General features: G+C 38.8%; 22 protein-coding genes. 21 read left to right on the forward strand and 1 reads right to left on the reverse strand.

What is annotated here, in order from left to right:
- The first annotated feature begins 26 nt into the window (after positions 1-26).
- The 21 genes from lgb_RS02570 (at position 27) to lgb_RS02670 (ending at position 21,681) form a co-directional block, all read left to right on the forward strand.
- Positions 27-1,634: an alpha-glucosidase gene (locus lgb_RS02570; protein ID WP_019293808.1), complete on the forward strand. Its 1,608-nt coding sequence runs from the start codon at positions 27-29 to the stop codon at positions 1,632-1,634.
- A gap of 24 nt (positions 1,635-1,658) precedes the next feature.
- Positions 1,659-3,923: a glycoside hydrolase family 65 protein gene (locus lgb_RS02575; RefSeq protein ID WP_019293807.1), complete on the forward strand. Its 2,265-nt coding sequence runs from the start codon at positions 1,659-1,661 to the stop codon at positions 3,921-3,923.
- Entirely contained in the window at positions 3,916-4,581 is a 666-nt protein-coding gene (gene pgmB, locus lgb_RS02580) for a beta-phosphoglucomutase (RefSeq protein WP_019293806.1), read from the forward strand. Before lgb_RS02575 ends, pgmB begins: the two co-directional genes overlap by 8 nt.
- A gap of 26 nt (positions 4,582-4,607) precedes the next feature.
- Positions 4,608-5,588: a LacI family DNA-binding transcriptional regulator gene (locus lgb_RS02585; protein ID WP_019293805.1), complete on the forward strand. Its 981-nt coding sequence runs from the start codon at positions 4,608-4,610 to the stop codon at positions 5,586-5,588.
- Between the two features lie 178 nt (positions 5,589-5,766).
- Complete coding sequence (locus lgb_RS02590; RefSeq protein ID WP_216634041.1) at positions 5,767-6,435, forward strand: response regulator transcription factor; 669 nt, start codon at positions 5,767-5,769, stop codon at positions 6,433-6,435.
- Positions 6,436-6,440: 5 nt separating this feature from the next.
- Positions 6,441-7,853 (forward strand): sensor histidine kinase, encoded by a 1,413-nt coding sequence (locus tag lgb_RS02595; protein ID WP_019293803.1) that lies wholly within the window; start codon positions 6,441-6,443, stop codon positions 7,851-7,853.
- A 63-nt stretch (positions 7,854-7,916) separates the two neighbouring features.
- Positions 7,917-9,659: a 1-deoxy-D-xylulose-5-phosphate synthase gene (locus tag lgb_RS02600; protein ID WP_019293802.1), complete on the forward strand. Its 1,743-nt coding sequence runs from the start codon at positions 7,917-7,919 to the stop codon at positions 9,657-9,659.
- 9 nt (positions 9,660-9,668) lie between these two features.
- Complete coding sequence (gene yidD, locus lgb_RS02605) at positions 9,669-9,935, forward strand: membrane protein insertion efficiency factor YidD (protein WP_019293801.1); 267 nt, start codon at positions 9,669-9,671, stop codon at positions 9,933-9,935.
- A 291-nt stretch (positions 9,936-10,226) separates the two neighbouring features.
- Entirely contained in the window at positions 10,227-11,009 is a 783-nt protein-coding gene (locus lgb_RS02610) for an ABC transporter ATP-binding protein (protein WP_019293800.1), read from the forward strand.
- On the forward strand, positions 10,999-11,949 hold the full coding sequence (locus tag lgb_RS02615; RefSeq protein ID WP_019293799.1) for a FecCD family ABC transporter permease: 951 nt from the start codon (positions 10,999-11,001) through the stop codon (positions 11,947-11,949). Before lgb_RS02610 ends, lgb_RS02615 begins: the two co-directional genes overlap by 11 nt.
- Complete coding sequence (locus tag lgb_RS02620) at positions 11,946-12,884, forward strand: FecCD family ABC transporter permease (RefSeq protein WP_019293798.1); 939 nt, start codon at positions 11,946-11,948, stop codon at positions 12,882-12,884. Before lgb_RS02615 ends, lgb_RS02620 begins: the two co-directional genes overlap by 4 nt.
- Before the next feature lie 11 nt (positions 12,885-12,895).
- The gene (locus lgb_RS02625) at positions 12,896-13,837 is read left to right on the forward strand and encodes an iron-hydroxamate ABC transporter substrate-binding protein (protein WP_019293797.1); all 942 of its coding nucleotides are present in this window, start codon (positions 12,896-12,898) and stop codon (positions 13,835-13,837) included.
- A gap of 436 nt (positions 13,838-14,273) precedes the next feature.
- Complete coding sequence (locus lgb_RS02630) at positions 14,274-14,714, forward strand: MarR family winged helix-turn-helix transcriptional regulator (protein WP_004258807.1); 441 nt, start codon at positions 14,274-14,276, stop codon at positions 14,712-14,714.
- A complete protein-coding gene (locus tag lgb_RS02635) occupies positions 14,714-15,691 on the forward strand; it encodes a beta-ketoacyl-ACP synthase III (protein ID WP_019293795.1) in 978 nt (325 codons plus the stop codon). Before lgb_RS02630 ends, lgb_RS02635 begins: the two co-directional genes overlap by 1 nt.
- Before the next feature lie 87 nt (positions 15,692-15,778).
- Entirely contained in the window at positions 15,779-16,000 is a 222-nt protein-coding gene (locus tag lgb_RS02640; RefSeq protein ID WP_003135454.1) for an acyl carrier protein, read from the forward strand.
- Positions 16,001-16,098: 98 nt separating this feature from the next.
- Positions 16,099-17,022, forward strand: coding sequence for an ACP S-malonyltransferase (fabD, locus tag lgb_RS02645; RefSeq protein WP_019293794.1), 924 nt, complete (start codon positions 16,099-16,101; stop codon positions 17,020-17,022).
- A 78-nt stretch (positions 17,023-17,100) separates the two neighbouring features.
- Positions 17,101-17,832 carry a 3-oxoacyl-[acyl-carrier-protein] reductase gene (gene fabG, locus lgb_RS02650; protein ID WP_019293793.1) on the forward strand — a complete coding sequence of 244 codons (732 nt, stop codon included), beginning with the start codon at positions 17,101-17,103 and terminating at the stop codon, positions 17,830-17,832.
- Positions 17,833-17,889: 57 nt separating this feature from the next.
- Positions 17,890-19,107 (forward strand): beta-ketoacyl-ACP synthase II, encoded by a 1,218-nt coding sequence (gene fabF / locus lgb_RS02655; protein ID WP_019293792.1) that lies wholly within the window; start codon positions 17,890-17,892, stop codon positions 19,105-19,107.
- A gap of 92 nt (positions 19,108-19,199) precedes the next feature.
- Positions 19,200-19,673, forward strand: a complete 474-nt coding sequence (gene accB / locus lgb_RS02660; protein WP_019293791.1) for an acetyl-CoA carboxylase biotin carboxyl carrier protein — start codon at positions 19,200-19,202, stop codon at positions 19,671-19,673.
- A gap of 13 nt (positions 19,674-19,686) precedes the next feature.
- Positions 19,687-20,121 carry a 3-hydroxyacyl-ACP dehydratase FabZ gene (gene fabZ / locus lgb_RS02665; RefSeq protein WP_004258779.1) on the forward strand — a complete coding sequence of 145 codons (435 nt, stop codon included), beginning with the start codon at positions 19,687-19,689 and terminating at the stop codon, positions 20,119-20,121.
- 195 nt (positions 20,122-20,316) lie between these two features.
- A complete protein-coding gene (locus lgb_RS02670) occupies positions 20,317-21,681 on the forward strand; it encodes an acetyl-CoA carboxylase biotin carboxylase subunit (RefSeq protein WP_019293790.1) in 1,365 nt (454 codons plus the stop codon).
- Between the two features lie 582 nt (positions 21,682-22,263).
- Here lgb_RS02670 and lgb_RS02675 read toward each other — a convergent pair.
- Positions 22,264-23,199, reverse strand: a complete 936-nt coding sequence (locus tag lgb_RS02675; RefSeq protein ID WP_019293789.1) for a glycosyltransferase family 2 protein — start codon at positions 23,197-23,199, stop codon at positions 22,264-22,266.
- Between the last annotated feature and the right edge of the window lie 101 nt (positions 23,200-23,300).

The raw sequence follows: 23,300 nt of genomic DNA on the forward strand, positions 1-23,300 counted from the left end.
CAAGAGAGATAATCAAAAGGAAAAAAATGAAAAAAGACAATTTTGCGAATTGGACAGGTTACCAGATTTATCCCAAGTCTTTTAAAGACAGTAATGGTGATGGTATGGGGGATTTACAGGGAATTATCGAAAAGCTGCCTTACTTGAAAGATTTGGGGATAGATTTTATTTGGCTTAACCCCATTTACACAAGTCCACAAGTGGATGGCGGCTACGATATAGCTGATTTTTATAGTATTGATGCTCGCTTTGGTAGCTTGGAAGATTTAAAAGAACTTCTGCAAAAAGCGCATGATAACGGCTTGAAAGTGATTATGGATTTGGTTGTGAATCATACTTCCGATCAGCATCCTTGGTTTATTGAAAGTCAAAAATCAAAGGATAATCCCTATCGAGATTACTATCACTGGGCAGATGCAACACCCGAAAAAATGCCGAATGAGTGGCAATCTTTCTTTGGTGGCTCTACTTGGACTTATGATGAGCAGACGCAACAAGCTTATTTTCATGTCTTTGCGAAAGAACAACCTGACTTGAACTGGAAGAATCCCCAAGTGCGTCAGGAAATCTATACGATGATTAAATGGTGGTTGGAATTAGGTATAGATGGTTTTCGTTTGGATGCGATTTCTCATATTCAAAAGGAAGACTGGTCTTTTAATATCAAGTCTCTAAGAGGAAATGACCCTTGGCAGCCTTTTATGAATGTGTCAGGTATTGAAAATTATATGGCTGATTTAAAAGAAATATTTGACCAATATGATGCTTTAACAGTTGGGGAAGCTTCAGGTGTGACTTCAACTGAGGCGCCTGATTGGACGGATGCAAGGTCTGGCTACCTTAAGATGATTTTTGAATTGGAACACAATGTACGTCAGAAGAATTACGCAGGACGTGGCTGGATGTATGGTTACAAAAAGACAATTATACGTTGGCAAAAGGATATGCTTGCACGAGGTTGGAATGCACTTTATTTAGAAAATCATGACCAACCACGAGCAATCAGTTGTTTTGGTGATGGCAGCATCGCGTCGGCTAAAGCTTTAGCCGTATCTTATATGCTTCTTCGAGGGACTCCATTTATCTATCAGGGACAAGAAATTGGAATGAGTAATTTTCCTTTTACAGATATCACCCAGACAGATGCAACTGAAATCAAGCAGGTTTATGAAGCGTTAATTTTTCAGGGGATGACTAAAAGTGAAGCTTTGGATACAGTGATGGCAAACAGCAGAGATCACTCTCGTACACCGATGCAATGGGACACGAGCCCAAACGCAGGATTTACCAGTGGCAAACCTTGGATGCCTATTCATCCAGATTATAAGGAAGTAAACACAGAAAAATCACAGGAGCTTATCGATCTTTATAAAGTCTTAATTCATCTTCGCCATGAGGAAGAAGACATTGCGCGTGGGTCAATAAAGTTTTGGTTTGAGCAACATCTGACAGCCTTTGTTTACGAACGTGACTCATTTTTGATTATTACGAATTTAGGTACTAAAAAAGCACATCTGGACTTTAACCAAGTAGAAATAGAAGATTACCAGCATATTTTAGGAAGCCGCCCAAGAAAGTTGGAAAAGAAGATGACTTTCCTTCCTTGGGAATATCAAGTGTTTAAGAAAAAGTAAGAAAAGAAAAAGATAGGAAAAAAGATGAAAAAAATCAGCAGAATTATGGAAATTGATCCTTGGCATATCCAATCCAGTAAATTAGAAAAGGAAGAACGCCGTCTTCAGGAATCTTTAACCTCAATCGGGAATGGTTACATGGGAATGCGCGGTAATTTTTCAGAAAAGTACTCAGGCGATCACCATCAAGGTACATATATTGCAGGTGTCTGGTTTCCAGATAAAACGCGTGTGGGGTGGTGGAAAAATGGTTACCCAGATTATTTTGGTAAGGCAATCAATGCTTTGAACTTCTCGGGAGTTTCACTTTTTATCGATGATGAAGAAGTTGACCTTTATACTGATAGTACCACTAATTTCCACCTTTCCTTAGATATGCAAAAAGCAGTTCTCTCTTATTCTTATGAAAAAGCTGGCGTTGCTGTTTCCGTTGAGCGTTTTATGTCGATCGTTCATCCAGAATTAGCTGTCTTCTCCTTCAAATTCTCTAGTGTGGATGGTCAATCGCACAAAGTACGTACTGCTTCATTTATTGATGCTGATGTGCACAATGAAGATTCCAATTATGAAGAAAAATTCTGGACTGTTTTAGATAAAGGAGGCGACAAAGAAGGAACTTACATTGCCAATCAAACGATTGCTAACCCCTTTGGTGTAGAGCAATTTACCGTACTGGCAGGGCAAAGTTTTAAGGGAGATTTTCAAGCTCAAGGGCAAGAAACTCAAGAAGAAAAAGTTATTAATTACCATGAAGCAACTGTGGAACAGGAAACACTACATTTTGAAAAACGTGTGCTTGTTCTGACGAGTCGTGATTATAGTAATTTAGCTGCAATGCATGAAGCCTTAGCAAGCCTAGAAGAAGTAATTCAAGTGAAATCTTATACACAACTTTTACAAGAGCATGCAGAAGCTTGGGGCGAACGTTGGGAACTTGCGGATGTGGAAATTAAAGGTTCTGATCAAGCACAACAAGGTATTCGTTTCAATCTCTTCCAACTTTTTGCAACTTATTATGGTGAAGACGAGCGCCTCAATATTGGTCCTAAGGGCTTTACTGGGGAGAAATATGGCGGAGCAACTTATTGGGATACTGAAGCCTATGCAGTTCCGCTTTATCTTTCTTTAGCAGATCAGCAAGTGACGCAAAACTTATTACGCTACCGTCATAAACAATTGCCCCAAGCACAACACAATGCAAGACAGCAAGGTTTGGCTGGAGCACTTTATCCAATGGTGACTTTTACAGGTATTGAGTGCCATAATGAATGGGAAATCACTTTTGAGGAAATTCATCGTAACGGTGCTATAGCTTATGCTATTTATAATTACAGCAATTATACTGGCGATGAAACCTATTTGGCTCAGGAAGGTCTTGAAGTACTTGTAGAAATTTCACGCTTCTGGGCAGACCGTGTTCACTATTCGGAGAGACAAAAAGCTTACATGATTCATGGGGTTACAGGACCAAATGAATATGAAAATAATATCAATAATAACTGGTATACCAACACATTGGCAACTTGGGTTTTGAATTATACAATGGAAGGTTTGAAAAAATACCCTCGGCCAGATTTACAGGTTTCGACAGAAGAATTATCGCAGTGGACTGATATCACAACCCATATGTATTATCCGACAGATGAAGAGTTAGGGATTTTTGTCCAGCATGATGGCTTTTTAGACAAGGATTTGACGCCAGTTGCGGATTTAGATCCCAAGCACTTGCCTTTGAATCAAAACTGGTCATGGGATCGTATTTTGCGCTCACCATATATTAAGCAGGCAGATGTTTTGCAAGGGATTTATTTCTTTGGCAACCAATATAGCTTGGAAGAAAAACGTCGTAATTTTAACTTTTATGAGCCATTAACTGTTCATGAAAGTTCACTTTCTCCATCCATTCACGCAATTTTAGCTGCCGAACTTGGAATGGAAGATAAAGCAGTTGAAATGTATGAACGGACTGCACGTTTGGACCTTGACAACTACAATAATGATACAGAAGACGGTTTACATATTACCTCAATGACAGGTTCTTGGTTGGCGATTGTGCAAGGTTTTGCCCAAATGAAAACGTGGAACGGTCAGTTAAGTTTTGCGCCTTTCATTCCAAATGCTTGGGATGCTTATAGCTTCCGTATTAATTATCGTGGGCGTCTGCTCAAAGTCAGTGTAGGAGAAAAGCTTCAGATAAAATTGCTCAAAGGTGAACCGATTGCCTTAGAAGTTTATGGTGAATCAGTCCAATTGGAAGGTACTTATGAAGCAGAGGTGAAGCATGTTTAAAGCAGTATTATTTGATCTTGACGGAGTAATTACCGATACCGCAGAGTATCATTTTCAAGCCTGGAAAGCTTTGGCTGAAGAATTAGGAATAGCTGGAGTAGATAGAACTTTTAATGAACAGCTCAAAGGTGTATCCCGCGAAGATTCTTTGAAAAAAATATTGGAGCTTGGTGGAAAGAGTGAAACATATGATGCCGAAAGTTTTGCTCAGCTTGCTAAGCAAAAAAATGATAACTATGTCCAAATGATTCAAAAGGTAGGACCAGAGGATATTTATCCTGGCATATTAGATTTGCTGAAAGATTTACGCGCCCAAAATATCAAGATTGCTTTGGCTTCTGCCTCAAAAAATGGTCCATTCCTTCTTGAAGCGATGGAGTTGAGCACGTATTTTGATGGCATTGCTGATCCGGCAAAAGTTGCAGCTTCAAAACCTGCACCAGATATCTTTTTGGCTGCTGCAGCCGGTGTTGATGTTCCTATTACTTCATGTATAGGAATTGAAGACGCCCAGGCTGGTATTGCAGCGATAAAAGCAGCAGGCGCATTACCTTTAGGTGTGGGTTCTGCTGAAGACTTAGGAACGGATATTGCTTTAGTTTCAAATACAAACAGTCTGTCTCTTGAATTATTAACAAAAGTTTGGGAAAATAAGTAGAAGAGAGTAGAATCAGGAGATAGTATATGGCCGTTACGATAAAAGATGTAGCAAAAAAAGCGGGTGTGAATGCTTCAACAGTTAGCCGTGTTCTCAAAGATAGTTCGGAAATCAGTGAGAAGACAAAAGTTAAAGTAAGAAAAGCAATGCAAGAACTCGGCTACACGCGCAATGTAGCGGCTCAGATTCTAGCATCAGGGAAATCTAATACGATTGGAGTCGTCTTTCCTCCTGTCGAAGACAAATCAAACCAACCTTTTTATATGAAAGTTTTGACTTCGATTAATGAAACAGCACGCAAATACGATGTTTCAATTGCTGTTGTGACTGGTTATCAAGAGAGTGAGCTGAAACAACAAGTTGAGTTGATGTATTCCGAGAAGCGCGTGGATGGTTTTATTGTCCTTTATGCGGGGAAAGCAGATAGTGTTCGCAATTACCTTTTTGATAACAAGATCCCTTTCGTCCTTTTAGGCACGCCAACAGAAAAGCAAAATGAAATTACACATGTGGATAACGACAATGTCTTGATGGGGCATGAGGCGACCAGATATTTGATGGATTTGGGGCATTCGGAGATTTCTTTTGTGACCGATACGAAAGATGGTGAAGTCTTTGAGGAACGCTATCAAGGCTATCAAGATGAAATGCTGAAAAAACAAGGTAAGCCGAATTTACTCGTTTTTGAAGAAAACATGACCTTGAAAGATGAAACAGGCCTTGTTGTTATGGATGAAGTCTTAGCTTTGAAAGTAATCTCTCGCTTGTCAGAGCAAGGTGTGAAAGTACCAGAAGATGTCAGTGTGATTACTTACAACAACTCTGCCTTCTCAACACTTGTTCACCCTTATCTGACAACCTTTGACATCAATATCGTACGTCTTGGAGCAGCAACCGTAGAGAAGTTTCTTGGGCTGACGCAAAATAAGGAAGCCTTCCATGATAAAACAATTATTCCTTTTGAGCTTATCTTAAGAGAAACGACAGCGCCTAAAGAAAAAGAGTAAAGAAAAACAGTGAAGAAACCCCTTCACTGTTTTGTAATGAGTAAATTTCAAAAAAGATTGGCTTTCACCTTCTTTTAGCTTTAAATAAGAAAAAAAGGTCATAATAGTGTAAAATAAAGGGAAGGATGGGTAAATTTCTCGTGTAAATTTTCCCGTTAGTGTAAGAAAGATGGATGCGATGATTAAAATATTATTAGTTGAAGATGACCTCTCTTTGTCAAAATCAGTTTACGATTTCTTGAAATCTTTTGCTGAGGTAAAGCAAGTTTTTGATGGCGAAGAAGGGCTTTATGAAGCAGAAATGGGGATTTATGATTTAATCCTCTTAGACTTAATGTTGCCTGAGAAAAACGGATTCGAAGTACTCAAAGAATTACGTGATCAGAATATTGATACACCAGTTTTAATTATGACTGCAAAAGAGTCTTTAGATGATAAGATGCACGGTTTTGATGTTGGAGCAGATGATTATTTGACGAAACCTTTCTATCTTGATGAGTTGAAAGCGCGTATTCAGGCGCTCTTAAAACGTACAGGAAAACTGGAAGATGCTAACGGTCTTTCTTATGGCAAAGTGCGCTTGAATTTGACCAATAAGTCAGCATTTGTGAATGACACACCAGTGGAATTAATCGGTAAAGAGTTTGATCTTGTAGTTTATTTGATGCAAAACCAAAATGTCATCTTGCCTAAAGAACAAATCTTTGACCGCATTTGGGGCTTTGACAGTGACACGACAGTAACTGTAGTTGAAGTTTATATGAGTAAAATCCGTAAAAAACTTAAAGATACAGACTTTGCCCAAAATCTAGCTACATTGCGTAATGTCGGCTATATTTTACGGTAAGTTTTATGAAAAAGATAATTGAAAAAATAAAATCGATGCCAATTGTGAAAAATGATGGGAAAAATTTCCTTCATTTTTTTCTAGATTTCACGATCATCTTCTTTGCACTCACAGTAATTATTTTGCAAGTGCTCACAAGCGGGGTCTATAAGTCTACTGACCAAAATTTACGAGATTTAGCAGCTAATCCAGATATTTTAAGAGCGCTGGCACTTGATCAGGCGGGAGTCAATCAAGGGACATTTGAAATTAATCAAGGCAATTACAGTCCAACAAACAGTATCGTCATGTACGATGAAAAGGGCAATGTCTTAGGACCAACAGGCAGTGTTGATGCAACAACGAAACCAGGAAGCAGCAGTCAGCAACAAATCATACGTGTCGACCTCGTACGTTATCAACTTGAGAAGACAGCCAAGTTAGACAAGGACGCCCTTGGACAAATCAAGTCGATTTCTATTCGGAATCCTTATGGTCCTGATTGGCATTATCGATATGTTACCTTGGCGATGCCACAATCAAACCTGGACACAACCTATGGTGCAAGTAACATTGCTTATATTCAAGTTTTTAGTAACGTGGATCAACTTCAAGATAGCTTGAGCCGGAGTAATTTTATCATCATTACAACAATGGTTATGTTCTGGTTTATTTCCGTGATTATTAGCTTGTATCTTGCCAACTGGACGCTGCGTCCTGTTATGGTTGCCTATGAAAAGCAGAAAGCTTTTGTTGAAAATGCAAGCCATGAGCTAAGAACGCCTCTCGCTATTTTACAAAATCGCTTAGAATTACTTTTCCAAAATCCGAATGCAACAATAATTGAAGAATCTGAAAATATCTCAGAGAGTCTTTCGGAAGTACGTAATATGCGACTTTTGACGACTAATCTGTTGAACATGGCGCGACAGGACAATAACATTAAAACAAATCCTGAGCCAACAGATAAGGAATTCTTTGAAGCCATCTTTAGCAATTACCAGCTCTTGGCAGAAAGTTCTGATAAGTCTTTAAAAACTACCTTAAAATTTGAAGGAGCTTTAAGTTTAGATCAAAGCTTAGTGAAGCAACTTTTAACGATTTTGTTTGATAATGCCATGAAATATACAGGCGAAGATGGTGAAATTCAAGTTGATGTTCAAAAAAATGGAGCAACCCTTCTACTGAGTGTGTCTGATAATGGAGAAGGAATTACAGCAGCTGATAAGAAAAAAATATTTGACCGATTTTACCGTGTGGATAAAGCAAGAACACGACAAAAAGGTGGATTAGGTCTTGGCTTATCCCTTGCACAGCAAATAGCTGAGGCACATAATGGCCGAATCACGGTTGAAGATAATCAACCGCGTGGTACAAAATTTACTGTCCGTTTACGGACAAGTCCATCTCCCAAATCAGCAAAAGTGAACAAAAAGTAATAGAATAGATTGTAAACTTATGCACTATGAATAAAAGTGAAAAATGAGTGGAAAGAGGCAAAGATGACTATTTTAGATAAAGTAAATGCGCCAGCAGATTTAAAAAAGCTAAGCGCTACTGAATTAACCGAACTTGCTCAAGATGTTCGAGGAGCAGTGCTCAATAAAGTCAGTCAGATTGGGGGACATACAGGACCAAATCTGGGTGTCGTAGAATTAACCATTGCCTTGCACAAAGTCTTTCAATCGCCTGTGGATAAATTCGTTTGGGATGTTAGCCACCAAACTTATCCACATAAAATTCTAACAGGACGTAAACACGGTTTTCAAGATGGGCATTTTCATGACATCACGGGTTATACAAGTCAACATGAATCAGAACATGATTTTTTCACTGTTGGACACACCTCAACGTCTGTTGCAAATGCGATGGGACTGGCTAAAGCACGTGATTTAACAGCGCAAAAAGGTAATATTATTGCTATTTTAGGTGATGGTTCACTTTCTGGTGGCTTAGCATTGGAGGCAATCAGCAATGCTGGTGCTTATGATAAAAATTTCATCCTGATTCTCAATGATAACCAAATGTCAATCGCTGAAAATCATGGTGGGATTTATAAAGGATTAGCTGAATTACGCGCAACAGATGGTCAATCACCCAATAATCTGTTTAAAGCATTTGGATTAGATTATAAGTATTTAGCAGATGGTAATAATCTTGAGGCGCTCATTTCTCTTTTTGAAGAAGTAAAGGATATTGACCATCCGATTGTTTTACATGTCAATACCGAAAAAGGACATGGTTATCAACCTGCTGTTGACATGAAGGAAGCCTTCCACTGGCGCTCTCCCTTCAATTTAGCAGACGGTTCTTTGAAAAATATAAGTTCAGCGAAAAATTATTCCCGTATTATTCTTGATTATATGGAAGAAAAAGTTGCTGAGGGTATGCCTTTAGTCGCAGTCAATGGTGGAATTCCAATGGTGAATAACCTAAAGGAATTTGCTGAAAAGCATCCAGAAAACTATGTTGATGCTGGGATTGCTGAACAATATGTGACGACCTTTGGCGGAGCGGTTGCAGCAGGTGGAGCACGTGCAATGATTTTTCACAATTCGACCTTCATGCAACGTGCTTATGATCAATTTTTACATGACTTGGCAATCAACAAGGAACCAGCGGTCGTTATTGTAAAATCAGCCTCTATCTCGGGTTCGGATAAAACTCACCAAGGGAGCTTTGCAATAGGTATGCTCTCTAACATTCCGGATTTGGTCTACTTGGCGCCAACGAGTGAAGAAGAGCTTGTAGCGATGTTGGATTGGGCACTGACACAAAAAGACCGTCCAGTGGTACTACAAATTCCTGAGCATGGTGTTGAAAATCGTTCAACCGTGTTGACTGATTTCAGTAAAGCACAGTATGGAATTGTGCGTAAAGGTGAAGAAGTTGCCATTCTGGCCTTGGGCGGTCTTTTTAGTCACGGTCAAAAAGTAGCAGAAGAACTGGAGAAATTACAGATCAATGCTACGCTAGTTAATCCAATGTTCGTTGCAGAACTTGATAAGAAAACCTTGAAAGAATTGACTGGGGACCATAAAGTCTTTGTGACCATCGAGGATGGTATTCTTGATGGCGGTTTTGGTCAAAAAGTTGCTGGTTATCTTGGACAATTTGGTGTGAAAACATTAAATTATGGTGCAGATAAAGAGTTTAATGACTCCGTTGCTGTGGATGAACTTTATGATCGTTATCATTTGACGCCAGAACTGATGATTGCAGATATTCTAGAAGCCCTAAAATAAAAGGAAAAAATGAAAAAAGTTTTAGTCAAAACTGTACATGGTTATCAGAGATTTATTTCCCCTCTGTTACCGCCGGCTTGTCGTTATTATCCAACTTGTTCGAATTATATGATTCAAGCTATTGAGAAGCACGGAGCGACCAAGGGAATTGCAATGGGAACCTCAAGGCTTTTACGATGTCATCCATTTTGTAAACCAGGTTATGACTTGGTACCTGATAAGTTTTCCCTGCGAAGAAATTACGAGACACCTGAGGACAAAAAGAAGAAATCTTGAAAAATTTGTTATAATCATAGGGGAGGATGAATTTCCAAGACAGATTTAAACAAATCCATAATTAAAATAAGTAAACAGGACAACCTTCAAGTCATTGGGCTTGGGGGTTTTACTCTTGTAATTCTTACATTATAAGTAAAATGATAAAAGGTTAAGATAGGGAAAATATCTGACTTAAAATAATTTAGAAAGTACTTGTTAACTTTTATAAAGTATGCTTTAATTAAATATGTAAAAAGTATTTGACATTATTGGCATCTTCGAGTGACTAGAGCTAAAAAGGAAGAACTCATGTATTTTGGGGCAAAAAATTTAAATGTATATTACGGTAAAAAGCAGGTTCTAAGAGATGTATCTTTGGAAATTGAGCAGGGAAAAACGACAGCGATTATCGGAATAAATGGCTCAGGGAAGTCGACATTACTCAAAGCCCTGGGACGTTTAATCAAGTATGAAGGGGAAGTTATCTATAAAGATGAACGTCTTTCTAATCGTAAAAATCTAGAAATCGCTAAAATATTGACCTTGCTCCCACAAGCCATGCAAGCCCCGAGTGATATAACTGTGTATGAGCTAGTCAGTCTTGGCCGCTTTCCACATCAAAAGCTCACTCAACAGAACTTATCTGAAGCAGACAAGAGCTTTGTGGAGCAAGTCATGAAGGAAACTGAGATTTGGGATCTACGTAACCAAAGAGTTGCCCAACTTTCTGGCGGACAGCGTCAGCGTGCTTTTATCACGATGATTTTAGCGCAAGACAGTGAAATTATTCTTTTGGATGAGCCGACAACGTATCTCGATCTTTTGCACCAACTTGATATTTTAAAACTGTTAAAAACTTTTGCGAAAAAGATGAACAAAACAGTAGTTTATGTCATCCACGATTTAAACCACGCTGCGCGTTTTGCGGATAATTTAGTTATTGTAAAAGAGGGTGAAATCTTTGCTTCAGGCCCGGTGGAAGAATTATTTACAGAGGAAATTATTCATGAGAGCTTTGGATTACATGTTCGATTAGGTCGTGATCTTTTCTGCCAAACTCTTATGATTACAGGGGTTAAAAATGAAGATTAGGAAGTTTTCTTATCAAGTTGCACTGGCTTTGGTGACAATTATGGTCTTGTCTTTCCTATATCTCATGCTCGGTGATCAAAACTATAGCTTCAGCCAGATTTGGCACGAGAGTGTCGTCTTGCACTTGCGTTTACCGCGCTTATTGGCCTTAATGTTTGTAGGAATTCTCCTCTCCAGTAGCGGACTTCTGGTTCAAAGTATGACAGGTAATCCTATTGCCGAGATATCCACATTGGGGATATCAGGTGGTGCAAGTTTTGCACTTGCTTTGCTTTTAGTGTTCAATCTTTCCACAGGTGGTTGGTTGGGCACTGCTGTAGCAAGCTTAGGAGCATTTATTGCTCTCGTTACTGTAGCTGTCCTTACCGTGAAAAGTAAATTTCAACCGATGAAAGTTGTTCTTGTGGGAACTTCTGTTGGCCTTTTTGCGACAAGTCTTGCAAGTATTTTGACCTTTTATAGTAAAAATATGCAGTCTTATTTTTTATGGATTGTGGGTTCCTTTTCTGGAATCACTCCACTAAAATTGGAAATTTTAATGGTTGTGACTGTACTGTTTGTATCAATGGTTCTCTTATTTGCAAATCAGATAAAAGTGTTATCCTTTGGTGAAGAGATGGCAACCAGTCTAGGTATTTCTGTAAATCGTCTCAGATTGTTGATTATGGCTATGGTGGCTCTGGCAAGTGGGGTGACAGTTTCGAGTGTCGGTGTGATTAGTTTTGTCGGACTCATGGCGCCACATTTGGCAAGGCGACTGGTAGGAGGACATTTTTTAAAAAGGTTCTTTATGAGCAATTTATTAGGCGTGATGCTATTACTTGTAGCAGATGTGTTGGCCCGTAATTTGTTCAAGCCTTATGAATTCCCAGCAGGCAGCTTAACTCTTTTATTTGGCGCAATTTTCTTCATTTATATGATGAGTAAGGAGGAAAAATGAAAAAGAAATTTTTATTTTTAATATTCCTCTTGGTTGCCTTTATTATTATCGACTTGACGCACTTTTCGACAGATTGGGATTTACTATCCATATTGATTCCTCAGTTTAGAATGCCAAGGACACTTGTGGTACTTATTGCAGGAACTGCTTTGGCTATGGCTGGCTATATTATTCAGACAGTAGTGGATAATCCTTTAGCAGATGCGGGTACACTTGGAATTACAAGTGGGGCCAGTGCAGGTGCAGTACTGTTCCTTTTTCTTAGTCAGTGGTTGAAACTTTCGGGCTCTTGGATCTTTATGTATCCTTTATTTGCCTTGTTAGGAGGACTCTTTTCCTTTACCTTGCTCTATCATCTTGCGCTAAAGAAAAATGTAAGTAATATCCAAGTCCTTCTGATTGGGTTAGGAATTACCGCTCTATTTCAGGCCTTGATTACCTTAGCTCAACTTTCCATTAATCGGTTTGATTTTCAGCAAGTAGCGGTTTGGTTATCCGGAGACATCTGGCAAACAGATAAAACCTTTATTAGTGTGAATCTGGTCCTGTTGATAATTGGTCTGTTTATTTTCATTTTTTTCCGAAAAGAGCTAGACTTACTAAGTTTGGGTCAAGAAATGGCAACAAGCCTTGGATTAAATGTGAAAAAGAGTAAAATGCAATTTTATATATTGACACTACTTTTTGCATCAATTGGCGTTTTATTAGTTGGCGGTCTTGCCTTTATTGGCTTGATTGCACCACACATAGCCCGCGAACTGGTGGGATTTGAAAGTAAAAAACGAGCTTTGATGACTGCTTTGGTCTCAATGATTATTTTACTTTTAGCAGATAGTTTATCGCAAATTATTATTGCACCGTCAAGCTTACCGCTTGGTTTTATGGTTGCTCTTATAGGTGCGCCTTACTATATATACTTAATACAAAAAATTTGAAAGAGGATTTCATGAAACACCTTAAATTATATTCTATAGCTTTAGCAGCAGTTGGCCTTTTGGGTCTTTCTGCATGTTCAAACTCAGATGTATCACAATCCCAAAAAGAGGAAAAAGTAACCTTCACTGCCTTAAATGGTGAAGTAGAAGTTCCTGCGCATCCGGAACGTATTGCAGTACAGAATTATCCGGATGATGTTGCAACCTTAGGTGGAAATGTAATTGGGACGGATTCTTGGGCTTTTCCTAATCCTTATTTGTCAGATAAACAAAAGGAAAATATGGTTGATCTTGGTTCGCCAAGCTTTAATATTGAAAAACTTATTGGTCAAAAGCCTGATTTGATTGTGACAGTGGATAAAACTCAAGTTTCTGATTATGAAAAAGTAGCACCTACTGTACTTGTTAACTATCAAGATTTGAATGATATGGATAAATCTTTGGATTTCTTTGCCAAATTGTTGAATCGTGAAGATGAAAAGAAAGAGTTTCTCAAAACTTTTGACAAAAAAGCTGAAGAGCAAAAAACAAAGCTAAAAGCTCAAGGCATAGATACTGCACAATCAAGCATTTCCTTGCTAGAGCTCCAAGGCGATAAAATTTACGCTTATGGCGATAACTTTGCGCGTGGTGGTCAAGCACTTACGCGTGGTCTCGGATTCCAAGAATCGCCAAAAATGTCGGAACTATCCGAAGGAACAGGATATGCAGAAGTCAACGCTGAAAGCCTCAAAGATTTTGATGCAGACTATATTTTTATCGATTTTAAAAATGCAGATAAAGCACAATATGAGGCACTTCAAAAAAATCCCGTGTGGAAAAATCTCAAGGCAGTTAAAGAAGGGCATGTCATCACAATGGATTATGAGAAGGTCTATTTCTTTGGCGGTCCCACAGCTTCAATGGCGCAGTTGACTGATTATACAGATGCACTATTAAAACAAACGAAATAAAAATTTGGATACATAAACTCTTGGAAGCTTTTTCGAGAGTTTTTTTAGACAAAAAGGGGGATAGTGTTATTTAAAACTCCTTTTTTGAGCCAAATTCACAAGAAAACAAGAAAAACAGAAAATTTTAGACTTTTATTTTGCTATAATGAAAATAAGCATATAGTAGATGTGTTAAAGTCTCAAATGTTAAAAATAAAAAGGATTTTGCGATCCTTTTTAAAAAGGAATTTTTTCATAAAAAAAAAGATGAAATACCATGATTTCATCTTTTTGCTGTCGACTACATTTGGAAATTTTCTTTATGAAGCAGGATAAAGAGGTTATCCAAGCCATCAGAGGCATTTTTCAAATCTACTTAGCACTTGCAAATTATTTTTATTATGGTACAATTTTGTATTGTAAATGGTTTGTATCATCAAAATATCAGGAAGTACAAATGAAAACAGATTTTGACAAAATTAATGAATGGTTGATTCAACTTTTCCACGACTGCATGAACTTAGAAGAACAGTTCTTGAAGGATTCTGATTACCCAGATGTAACTGTGAAAGAACTTCAACAAATGACACTTATCCATACTTTGGGAACTTGCCGCGCTACAGACATTGCAAGGAATCAAAAATTAGCCCTTTCAACAATCACCATTACACTCAATCGCTTGGAAACTAAGGGATATATCAAGCGCGAACGATCAGATCGTGACCGTCGTGTGGCTTATATCGTATTGACTGAAAAAGGTATGGCTCTCTGTGCATCGCACAGCGAATTTTTCCGTAGCATTTCAGAAAAACTTATGTTAAGTGTTTACGGGACTACCGAAAACAAACTTGCAGGCGAACTTGAAGAATTACATAAGTCATTGGAGAATATGAAATAATGCCTTTCGCTAAAATTACCCAGGTGGCACACTATGTGCCCGAAAATATTGTGTCAAACGATGATTTGGCAAAAATCATGGACACGAGTGACGAGTGGATTTATTCACGGACGGGTATTAAGCAGCGACACATTACAGTTGACGAAAATACCAGTGATCTGGCTGCTAAGGTTGGTGAACAACTCTTAGCTCAAGCTGATTTGTCAGCAGACCAGATTGATTTTATTATCGTGGCGACTATCTCACCTGATAGCAGTATGCCAAGTACGGCAGCCTTGGTCCAAGCAAAAATTGGCGCACATCGTGCCTTTGCTTATGATTTAACAGCTGCTTGTTCTGGTTTTGTTTTCGCTTTATCAACGGCTGAGAAGCTGATTGCCGGTGGCTACAAACGTGGTATGGTTATTGGTGCAGAAGTTTTGTCTAAATCTTTGGATTGGTCGGATCGTTCTACCGCTGTTCTTTTTGGAGATGGTGCAGGTGGTGTTCTTTTGGAAGACACAGGTACACAACCTTTGATTATCGCAGAAAATCTAAGAACAGATGGCTCTCGAGGCGATTCCCTTACCTCAAATTATTTGGCACTTAATCCTGAACTTAGTGGTCAAGTTAACCATGTTACAGAGTTCATAAAAATGGACGGACGGGCGGTCTTTGACTTTGCGACACGTGACGTTCCAAAAAATATCCAAGAAACCTTGGAAAAAGCAAATCTGAAACCTGAAGATATTGACTATTTTTTATTGCATCAAGCAAATTCTCGAATACTTGATAAAATGGCCAAGAAATTAGGTGCTGTACGCAGTAAATTCCTGCAAAATATGCAAGAATATGGCAATACAAGTGCAGCTTCGATACCTATTCTCTTGTCAGAATCGATAAAAAATGGTAAACTTTCTTTGGACGAAAATTATAAAATTGTCCAGACAGGTTTCGGTGGCGGCCTCACATGGGGTACGCTCATTATTAATCTTTGATAAGATTGATAACATTTAAATTTGGTTATATGAGTGATTTATCACGCTATAATATATATACTTTCTACACATTAAAGGAGAAATAACATGGCAGTATTTGAAAAAGTACAAGACATCATCGCTGACGAACTCGGCAAAGAAAAAGAAGAAGTAACACTCGAAACTTCATTTGAAGAACTCGATGCTGACTCACTTGACCTTTTCCAAATCATTAACGATATCGAAGACGAATTCGATGTTGAAGTAGATACAGAAGCGGACATGAAAACTGTTTCTGATCTCGTTAAATATGTTGAAGCTCAACAATAAGAGAATTAATGGGGTGAAAGCCCCGTTTTTCACTTATAATAAATTTTGAAAATTAGGAAAGTGTCACAAAAATCTAAATTTTGTGAAATCTTAAAAATATGAAAACAGCATTTCTTTTTTCTGGTCAAGGCGCTCAAAAATTGGGTATGGCTAAAGACCTTTATGATGAATTTGACATTGTCAGAGAAACTTTTGATCAAGCAAGTCAAGTCTTGGGTTATAATCTTCGGGAGTTAATCGATAATGATGAAACAAAACTCAACGAGACACAATATACACAACCAGCTATTTTAACAACATCTGTAGCAATCCTTCGTTTGCTTTCAGAACAAGGTATTAAGCCAGATCTTGTGGCTGGACTTTCTTTAGGCGAGTACTCTGCATTGGTAGCCAGTGGTGCACTTGATTTTGCGGAAGCTGTTGCTTTAGTAGCAAAACGTGGTCAATACATGACTGAAGCTGCACCAACAGGATCAGGTAAAATGGTTGCTGTGATGAATACAGAAGCTGCTTTGATCGAAGAAATTTGTGAACAAGCAGCGGAACGTGGAATTGTAAGCCCAGCAAACTATAATACTCCGGCTCAAATTGTTATTGGTGGTCAAGCTGAAGCCGTTGATTACGCCGTTGAACTTCTAAAAGAAGCTGGCGTAAAACGTCTGATTGAGCTGAAAGTATCTGGTCCTTTCCATACAGCCATCTTAAAACCCGCGAGCGAAAAGTTAGCCAAAGAACTTGAACAGGTTAATTTTAATAGCTTTAAGTTGGAGCTGATTTCAAATACGACAGCGAAAGTTATGAAAGACTCAGAAGTAAAAGAACTCCTCACGCGTCAAGTTATGGAGCCAGTACGTTTCTACGAATCCATTGAAACAATGAAAGCACTTGGTGTACAGCGCTTTATTGAAGTTGGACCTGGTAAAGTTCTTTCTGGTTTTATAAAAAAAATCGACAAAGAAGCAACCTTTACGAATGTTGAAGATCTTACTTCATTCAAGGCTTTGGTGACAGAAGAAGCTTAAACTTATTCAATGAGTAAAAGTTGTCACTGTAGAACTTGGTTTGAGAGCAATTAAAAATCATAAGAACAGGAAAAAATAATGGAAATTAAAAATAAAAATGTCTTTGTGACGGGCTCAACACGTGGTATTGGTAAGGCGATTGCTTTACAGTTTGCTCAAGCTGGGGCAAACGTAGTTATCAATGGACGTTCTGCCATTTCTGAAGAACTTTTGTCAGAGTTCACTTCTTTTGGTGTTAAGGCTGTTGGCGTATCTGGTGATATTTCCCAGTCGGAAGATGCTAAACGTATGGTTGCTGAGGCAGTAGATGCTTTGGGGTCGGTTGATGTTTTGGTTAATAATGCGGGAATAACTCGTGATGGTTTATCATTGAAAATGAGCGAAGAAGATTTCGAAGCTGTTTTAAAAATAAATCTCACAGGTGCCTTCAATATGACACAGGCAGTTCTAAAACCAATGACGCGTGCGAGAGAAGGGGCAATTATTAATATTACTTCTGTTGTCGGTTTAATTGGGAATGCCGGCCAAGCTAATTATGCAGCTTCCAAAGCGGGATTGATTGGTTTGACAAAATCAATTGCACGTGAAGTTGCTGGGCGCAATGTCCGCGTCAACGCTGTTGCTCCCGGCTTTATTGATTCTGACATGACTGAAGTTCTTTCGGATAAAGTCAAGGATACAATGAAGGGTCAAATCCCAATGAAACGATTTGGTCAACCAGAAGAAGTTGCCACAGTTGTGAAATTCCTTGCAGAGCAAGAATACATGACAGGGCAAGTATTGTCTGTTGACGGTGGTATGGCAATGTAGCCTTATATCAGATTAGACTAAAAAGAAGTTTGTAACAAACTCCAAAGGAGAAAAAATATGAATCGTGTAGTCATTACAGGTTACGGTGTAACCAGTGCTATCGGTAATACACCAGAAGAATTTTGGAATGGCCTAAAATCTGGTCAAACAGGTATCGGTCCAATTACGCGCTTTGATGCTGAAGCGACAGGAATCAGTGTAGCAGCTGAAGTTAAAGATTTTCCATTTGAGAAGCATTTCGAGAAAAAAGATGCCCGTCGTATGGATACTTTCTCACTTTATGCTGTTTATGCGGCTCTTGAAGCTATGGAAATGTCAGGCATAACTCCAGAGAACACAAATTACGATCGCTTAGGTTGTATCATGGCTTCAGGTATCGGTGGCTTGGAGCAAACACAAAAGAACTCACAAGCACTTCTTAAAGGTCCACGTAAAGTAACACCACTTTATGTACCACTGGCAATTGCCAACATGGCGACAGGTAATGTTGCCTTGCGCACAGGTGCTCGTGGTGTATCGCGTGCTGAAGTAACAGCATGTGCAGCAGGTGCAAATTCTATTGGTTCAGCTTTCCGTGAAATCAAACACGGTTATGCAGATGCTATTATCGCTGGTGGTGCTGAAGCTGCAATTTGTGAACTTGGTATTGCTGGGTTTGCCAACTTGACTGCTTTGACAAAAGAGGCAGATCCTTCAATTGCTTGTCGTCCATTCGATAAAGACCGTTCGGGCTTTGTGATGGGTGAAGGTGCAGGTGTCTTGATTTTGGAAAGTCTTGAACATGCTCAAGCACGTGGTGCAAATATCTTAGCTGAAATTGTTGGTTATGGTAACACAAACGATGCTTACCATATGACAACTCCATCAGGTGTTGGTGCTGAAAATGCGATGAAGCTTGCTTTAGAAGAAGCAGGGATTTCTGGAGCAGATGTTGATTATATCAATGCACATGGTACATCAACACATGCTAATGAAGAGACGGAAGCAAAAGCTATCCACAATGTTATTGGGGATAAAGCTCTGGTTTCATCAACAAAAGCTTTGCACGGGCATGCTCTCGGAGCGACAGGAGCTATCGAAGCAGTAGCAACTGTACAAGCCATTTTAAATCAGTTTGCACCAGTTAATGCTGGAACAAAAGAATTGGACGAAGGCATGACAATTAATGTCGTTCTTGGCCAAGGTCAAGATGCTGAAATCAATTATGCATTGTCACAAGACTTTGGGTTTGGTGGACACAATGCCGTATTGGCCTTTAAAAAATTCACAGATTAGTTTAAAAGAAAGATAAGCACTCTGCTTTCTTTCTCAGAGTCTAAGTGCACTTTAACTTAGATTGTGGAAAAGAAAGCGAGCGGGATATAAAAATGAATATTAATGAAGTAAAAGATTTGATGACACAGTTTGACGGTTCGAGCTTGCGTGAATTTTCTTGGCGCACAGCAGAAGGAGAACTGTCTTTCTCAAAAAACGAAAATAAAATTCTTGCAGCGCCCACAGGAACAGCACTTCCAGAAACAAAAGTAAGTGCACCAATGCCTGTAAGCGAAAGCTCTACAGAACTTGCAGTAGAAACAGAACTTGTAGAAGAAGTTGCTACAGTAGAAGGTGAAGCAGTAACAAGTCCTTTAGTTGGTGTAGCTTACTTGCAACCAGCTCCAGGTAAACCTGAGTTCGTTAGTGTAGGAGATTCAGTTAAAAAAGGTCAAACCTTACTCATCATTGAAGCAATGAAAGTTATGAACGAAATTCCAGCACCTAAAGACGGTGTTATCACTGAAATCATGGTTAATGCTGAAGATGTAGTTGAATTCGGTCAAGAATTAGTACGCATTAAGTAAAGGAGCGGTAAAAATGGCAGAAGTAAATATTGACGTCACAAAAATTATGGAGGCATTGCCTCACCGTTATCCTTTCCTTTTAGTGGATCGTGTTATTGATATCGCGGATGATGAAATTACCGCCATTAAGAATGTGACGATTAACGAGGAATTTTTCCAAGGGCATTTTCCTCAATATCCAGTAATGCCGGGTGTTTTGATTATGGAAGCCTTGGCGCAAGCTGCAGGTGTTTTGGAACTTTCAAAACCTGAAAACAAAGGAAAACTCGTATTTTATGCAGGAATGGACAATGTAAAGTATAAAAAACAAGTTGTACCTGGCGATCAATTGATCTTGCATGCAAAGTTTATCAAGCGTCGTGGTCCAATTGCTGTTGTTGAAGCGGAAGCTAAGGTTGATGGTAAATTAGCTGCAAAAGGCACACTAACTTTTGCTTTAGGAAAATAAAAAAATAATCAATGCCACAGTTAGTCTGTGGCAACTTTTAAAAGTAAGTATACTTTGAAGTTTAAAAGCTTTGAGTTTACTGATCGTGGCTTTTGCCACTATAATCCCAAATAATGCACCGAGCTCAAGGCCTGGTGACACTCTTTTATACCAGAAACAGAGGATAAAAGAGAAATTGGTAGGAGTTATCAATCTATGTTTAATAAAATTTTAATCGCCAATCGTGGTGAAATTGCTGTACGTATTATTCGTGCGGCACGCGAACTCGGTGTCGCTACTGTTGCCGTATATTCAGAAGCTGATCGTGATGCATTACATGTAGCACTGGCAGATGAAGCTATTTGTATTGGCCCAGCCCGTGCAACAGAGTCTTATCTGAATATGAATAATATTCTAGAAGCCGCTGTTGCTACTGGAGCCCAAGCTATTCATCCAGGTTTTGGTTTTTTGAGTGAAAATTCAAAGTTTGCACGTCTTTGTGAAGAAATGAATATCAAATTTATCGGTCCCTCAGCCCAGGTCATGGATATGATGGGAGATAAAATTAACGCGCGTGCAGAAATGGTCAAAGCAGGCGTTCCTGTTACGCCAGGTTCTGAAGGTGAAGTGTATACGAGTGAAGAAGCACTGGATTTAGCCAATAAGATTGGTTATCCTGTCATGCTGAAAGCATCAGCCGGTGGTGGCGGAAAAGGTATCCGTAAAGTCAGCAATGCTGAAGAACTCGTCCCCGCTTTCGAAGCAGCTACCGCTGAAGCCAAAGCAGCTTTTGGCAATGGTGCAATGTTTATCGAACGAATGATTTTCCCTGCACGTCATATTGAGGTCCAAATCTTAGCAGACCAACATGGTAATGTTATTCACTTAGGAGAACGTGATTGTTCCCTCCAACGTAATAACCAGAAAGTTCTTGAAGAAAGCCCATCTGTCGCGATTGGACATACTTTACGCGAACGTATCTGCCAAGCAGCTGTCAAAGCAGCAGCGCATGTGAACTATGAAAACGCAGGAACAATTGAGTTTCTCTTGGACGAAGCTTCAGGCGATTTCTTCTTCATGGAAATGAATACACGTGTACAAGTTGAACATCCCGTAACCGAGTTTGTTTCAGGTGTGGATATTGTTAAGGAACAAATTCGAATTGCAGATGGTCAAGAACTGTCTGTGAAACAAGAAGATATTGAGTTCAAAGGACATGCTATTGAGTGCCGTATCAATGCAGAAAATCCAAAATTTAACTTTGCCCCAAGCCCAGGTAAAATCACCAATCTGTTTCTACCAAGTGGTGGTGTAGGCCTACGTGTGGATTCCGCTATGTATACGGGATATACTATTCCACCTTATTATGATTCAATGATTGCAAAAGTCATCGTTCATGGCGAAAATCGTTTTGAAGCCTTGATGAAAATGCAGCGTGCCTTGATGGAATTCGATGTGGAAGGTTTAACAACCAATATTGACTTCCAGCTGGAATTAATTTCAGATGATAATGTTATTGCCGGGGATTATGATACTAGCTTTTTAGCCAATACATTTTTGCCGGAGTATTTGGAAAAATAAAAGCATGAAGTAACTTGATGAGTAAATCATCAAGTTTTTCTATCCTTGTAAGGTTATGTTGACTGCTAGGGAATACATATCTCGCAGTTTTAAGGCTCTTGCTATTACCATGGTGTGATGTTATAATAAGAGTAAATAAAAATGACTTGCGCTAACAAGTCCCAAGTAGCCGTATTAAGAACGGTAGCCGATTTTTTTGTTATAAATAACGTCAACGGGCTAAAGTTGGACGTTATTTTTTATTGTCTTTATCATAAACTTTGAGCACTAATAATGCAAATGCAATCATGAGTGTCAAGGTTTCATAAGTTGACAAGAAAAATTGTCGCCTTTCTGCATTGTGAGGTTATCACCTACAATTTTTCATAAGTATCACCTCCCAGTTGGGCTACCGTCTATAAACTTCTGCTTTCATTATTATATCACACGAAAACCAACTAAAATAGGCCATAAATGGCTTACAATACTCACAAAGACTTAGTAAAATTTGAGAGCAAACTCCTATCCTTCATCAGCAACCCTAAATCCATTTTTCATCGAGAAGTACAAAAAAAATAGAAAGCTCCCACTTTCTGTTTTTTTTTATTTATCAATATTATCCTCTTTCACAAAGTAATTTGGACGTTGTTTGGTTTCGAGGAAGACCTTAGAAAGATATTTTCCAATGATACCGAGAGATAAAAGTTGTAATCCACCAAGCATAAGAATAAGAATAATCAGAGTAGGAAAGCCTTGTACAATTTCGCCCCAGATGATGGTTTTCAAAGCATAAAAAAGGCTCATACAAAGTGAGATAAGGAAGCTAATAAAACCGATAAAGGTAGCTAGGCTAAGTGGGGCATCTGAAAAGTTAATGATACCGTCAATCGAGTAGTGCAACAAGCCCCAAAAGCTCCAAGAGGTTTTGCCAGCTACCCGCTCGACATTATTGTATTCCAAATAGAAAACATCGTAACCCACCCAAGAAAAGAGACCCTTAGAAAAACGATTGTGTTCAGGGAGGTCGAGGATACTATCAACGACTTGCCGTGTCATCAAGCGATAGTCTCGCGCTCCATCCACCATTTGAGTGCTTGAGATTGTGTTCATAATCTTATAAAAAGCTCGAGCAAAAATTGAACGAATAAAGGGCTCATCTTTCCGTGAAACTCTTCGTGTTCCCACAATATCGTAACCTTCTTGAAGCTTATCATACATCTCGTTGAGCATATTTGGTGGATCTTGAAGGTCAGCGTCCATAACAGTTACAAAATCACCTGAAGCGGCACGAAGACCAGCCAAAAGTGCTGCCTCTTTACCGAAATTTCTCGAAAAGCTAATATATTTAACATTGGAATGCTTTTGACTCAGCGTTTTTATCACATCAAGTGTACGATCAGAAGAACCATCATTAATAAAATAAAAGGTTTTATCAAGTGGTAAGTCTAAAGTTTGGGCATTAACTTCATCAAAAAAGAGTTCAATCGTTTCTTCCTCGTTATAAGCAGGAACGATAATCGATAAAGTTTTATTTTTCATGAAAAACTCCCTTCTTCTTGATGAGAAATATATACATAAACCTTGTATTTTAATAGAATTAAACTCTTCATATTATAACATAGTTTGAAAGAGGTAAAGGA

The sequence above is a fragment of the Lactococcus petauri genome (genome assembly GCF_023499275.1).
GTDB lineage: Bacteria > Bacillota > Bacilli > Lactobacillales > Streptococcaceae > Lactococcus > Lactococcus petauri.

What these genes read in the sequence shown, in the direction of transcription:
- lgb_RS02570 (WP_019293808.1), top strand. Translation starts at nt 27, where the DNA reads ATGAAAAAAGACAATTTTGCGAATTGGACAGGTTACCAGATTTATCCC.
- lgb_RS02575 (WP_019293807.1), top strand. Translation starts at nt 1,659, where the DNA reads ATGAAAAAAATCAGCAGAATTATGGAAATTGATCCTTGGCATATCCAA.
- pgmB (WP_019293806.1), top strand. Translation starts at nt 3,916, where the DNA reads ATGTTTAAAGCAGTATTATTTGATCTTGACGGAGTAATTACCGATACC.
- lgb_RS02585 (WP_019293805.1), top strand. Translation starts at nt 4,608, where the DNA reads ATGGCCGTTACGATAAAAGATGTAGCAAAAAAAGCGGGTGTGAATGCT.
- lgb_RS02590 (WP_216634041.1), top strand. Translation starts at nt 5,767, where the DNA reads ATGATTAAAATATTATTAGTTGAAGATGACCTCTCTTTGTCAAAATCA.
- lgb_RS02595 (WP_019293803.1), top strand. Translation starts at nt 6,441, where the DNA reads ATGAAAAAGATAATTGAAAAAATAAAATCGATGCCAATTGTGAAAAAT.
- lgb_RS02600 (WP_019293802.1), top strand. Translation starts at nt 7,917, where the DNA reads ATGACTATTTTAGATAAAGTAAATGCGCCAGCAGATTTAAAAAAGCTA.
- yidD (WP_019293801.1), top strand. Translation starts at nt 9,669, where the DNA reads ATGAAAAAAGTTTTAGTCAAAACTGTACATGGTTATCAGAGATTTATT.
- lgb_RS02610 (WP_019293800.1), top strand. Translation starts at nt 10,227, where the DNA reads ATGTATTTTGGGGCAAAAAATTTAAATGTATATTACGGTAAAAAGCAG.
- lgb_RS02615 (WP_019293799.1), top strand. Translation starts at nt 10,999, where the DNA reads ATGAAGATTAGGAAGTTTTCTTATCAAGTTGCACTGGCTTTGGTGACA.
- lgb_RS02620 (WP_019293798.1), top strand. Translation starts at nt 11,946, where the DNA reads ATGAAAAAGAAATTTTTATTTTTAATATTCCTCTTGGTTGCCTTTATT.
- lgb_RS02625 (WP_019293797.1), top strand. Translation starts at nt 12,896, where the DNA reads ATGAAACACCTTAAATTATATTCTATAGCTTTAGCAGCAGTTGGCCTT.
- lgb_RS02630 (WP_004258807.1), top strand. Translation starts at nt 14,274, where the DNA reads ATGAAAACAGATTTTGACAAAATTAATGAATGGTTGATTCAACTTTTC.
- lgb_RS02635 (WP_019293795.1), top strand. Translation starts at nt 14,714, where the DNA reads ATGCCTTTCGCTAAAATTACCCAGGTGGCACACTATGTGCCCGAAAAT.
- lgb_RS02640 (WP_003135454.1), top strand. Translation starts at nt 15,779, where the DNA reads ATGGCAGTATTTGAAAAAGTACAAGACATCATCGCTGACGAACTCGGC.
- fabD (WP_019293794.1), top strand. Translation starts at nt 16,099, where the DNA reads ATGAAAACAGCATTTCTTTTTTCTGGTCAAGGCGCTCAAAAATTGGGT.
- fabG (WP_019293793.1), top strand. Translation starts at nt 17,101, where the DNA reads ATGGAAATTAAAAATAAAAATGTCTTTGTGACGGGCTCAACACGTGGT.
- fabF (WP_019293792.1), top strand. Translation starts at nt 17,890, where the DNA reads ATGAATCGTGTAGTCATTACAGGTTACGGTGTAACCAGTGCTATCGGT.
- accB (WP_019293791.1), top strand. Translation starts at nt 19,200, where the DNA reads ATGAATATTAATGAAGTAAAAGATTTGATGACACAGTTTGACGGTTCG.
- fabZ (WP_004258779.1), top strand. Translation starts at nt 19,687, where the DNA reads ATGGCAGAAGTAAATATTGACGTCACAAAAATTATGGAGGCATTGCCT.
- lgb_RS02670 (WP_019293790.1), top strand. Translation starts at nt 20,317, where the DNA reads ATGTTTAATAAAATTTTAATCGCCAATCGTGGTGAAATTGCTGTACGT.
- lgb_RS02675 (WP_019293789.1), bottom strand. Translation starts at nt 23,199, where the DNA reads ATGAAAAATAAAACTTTATCGATTATCGTTCCTGCTTATAACGAGGAA.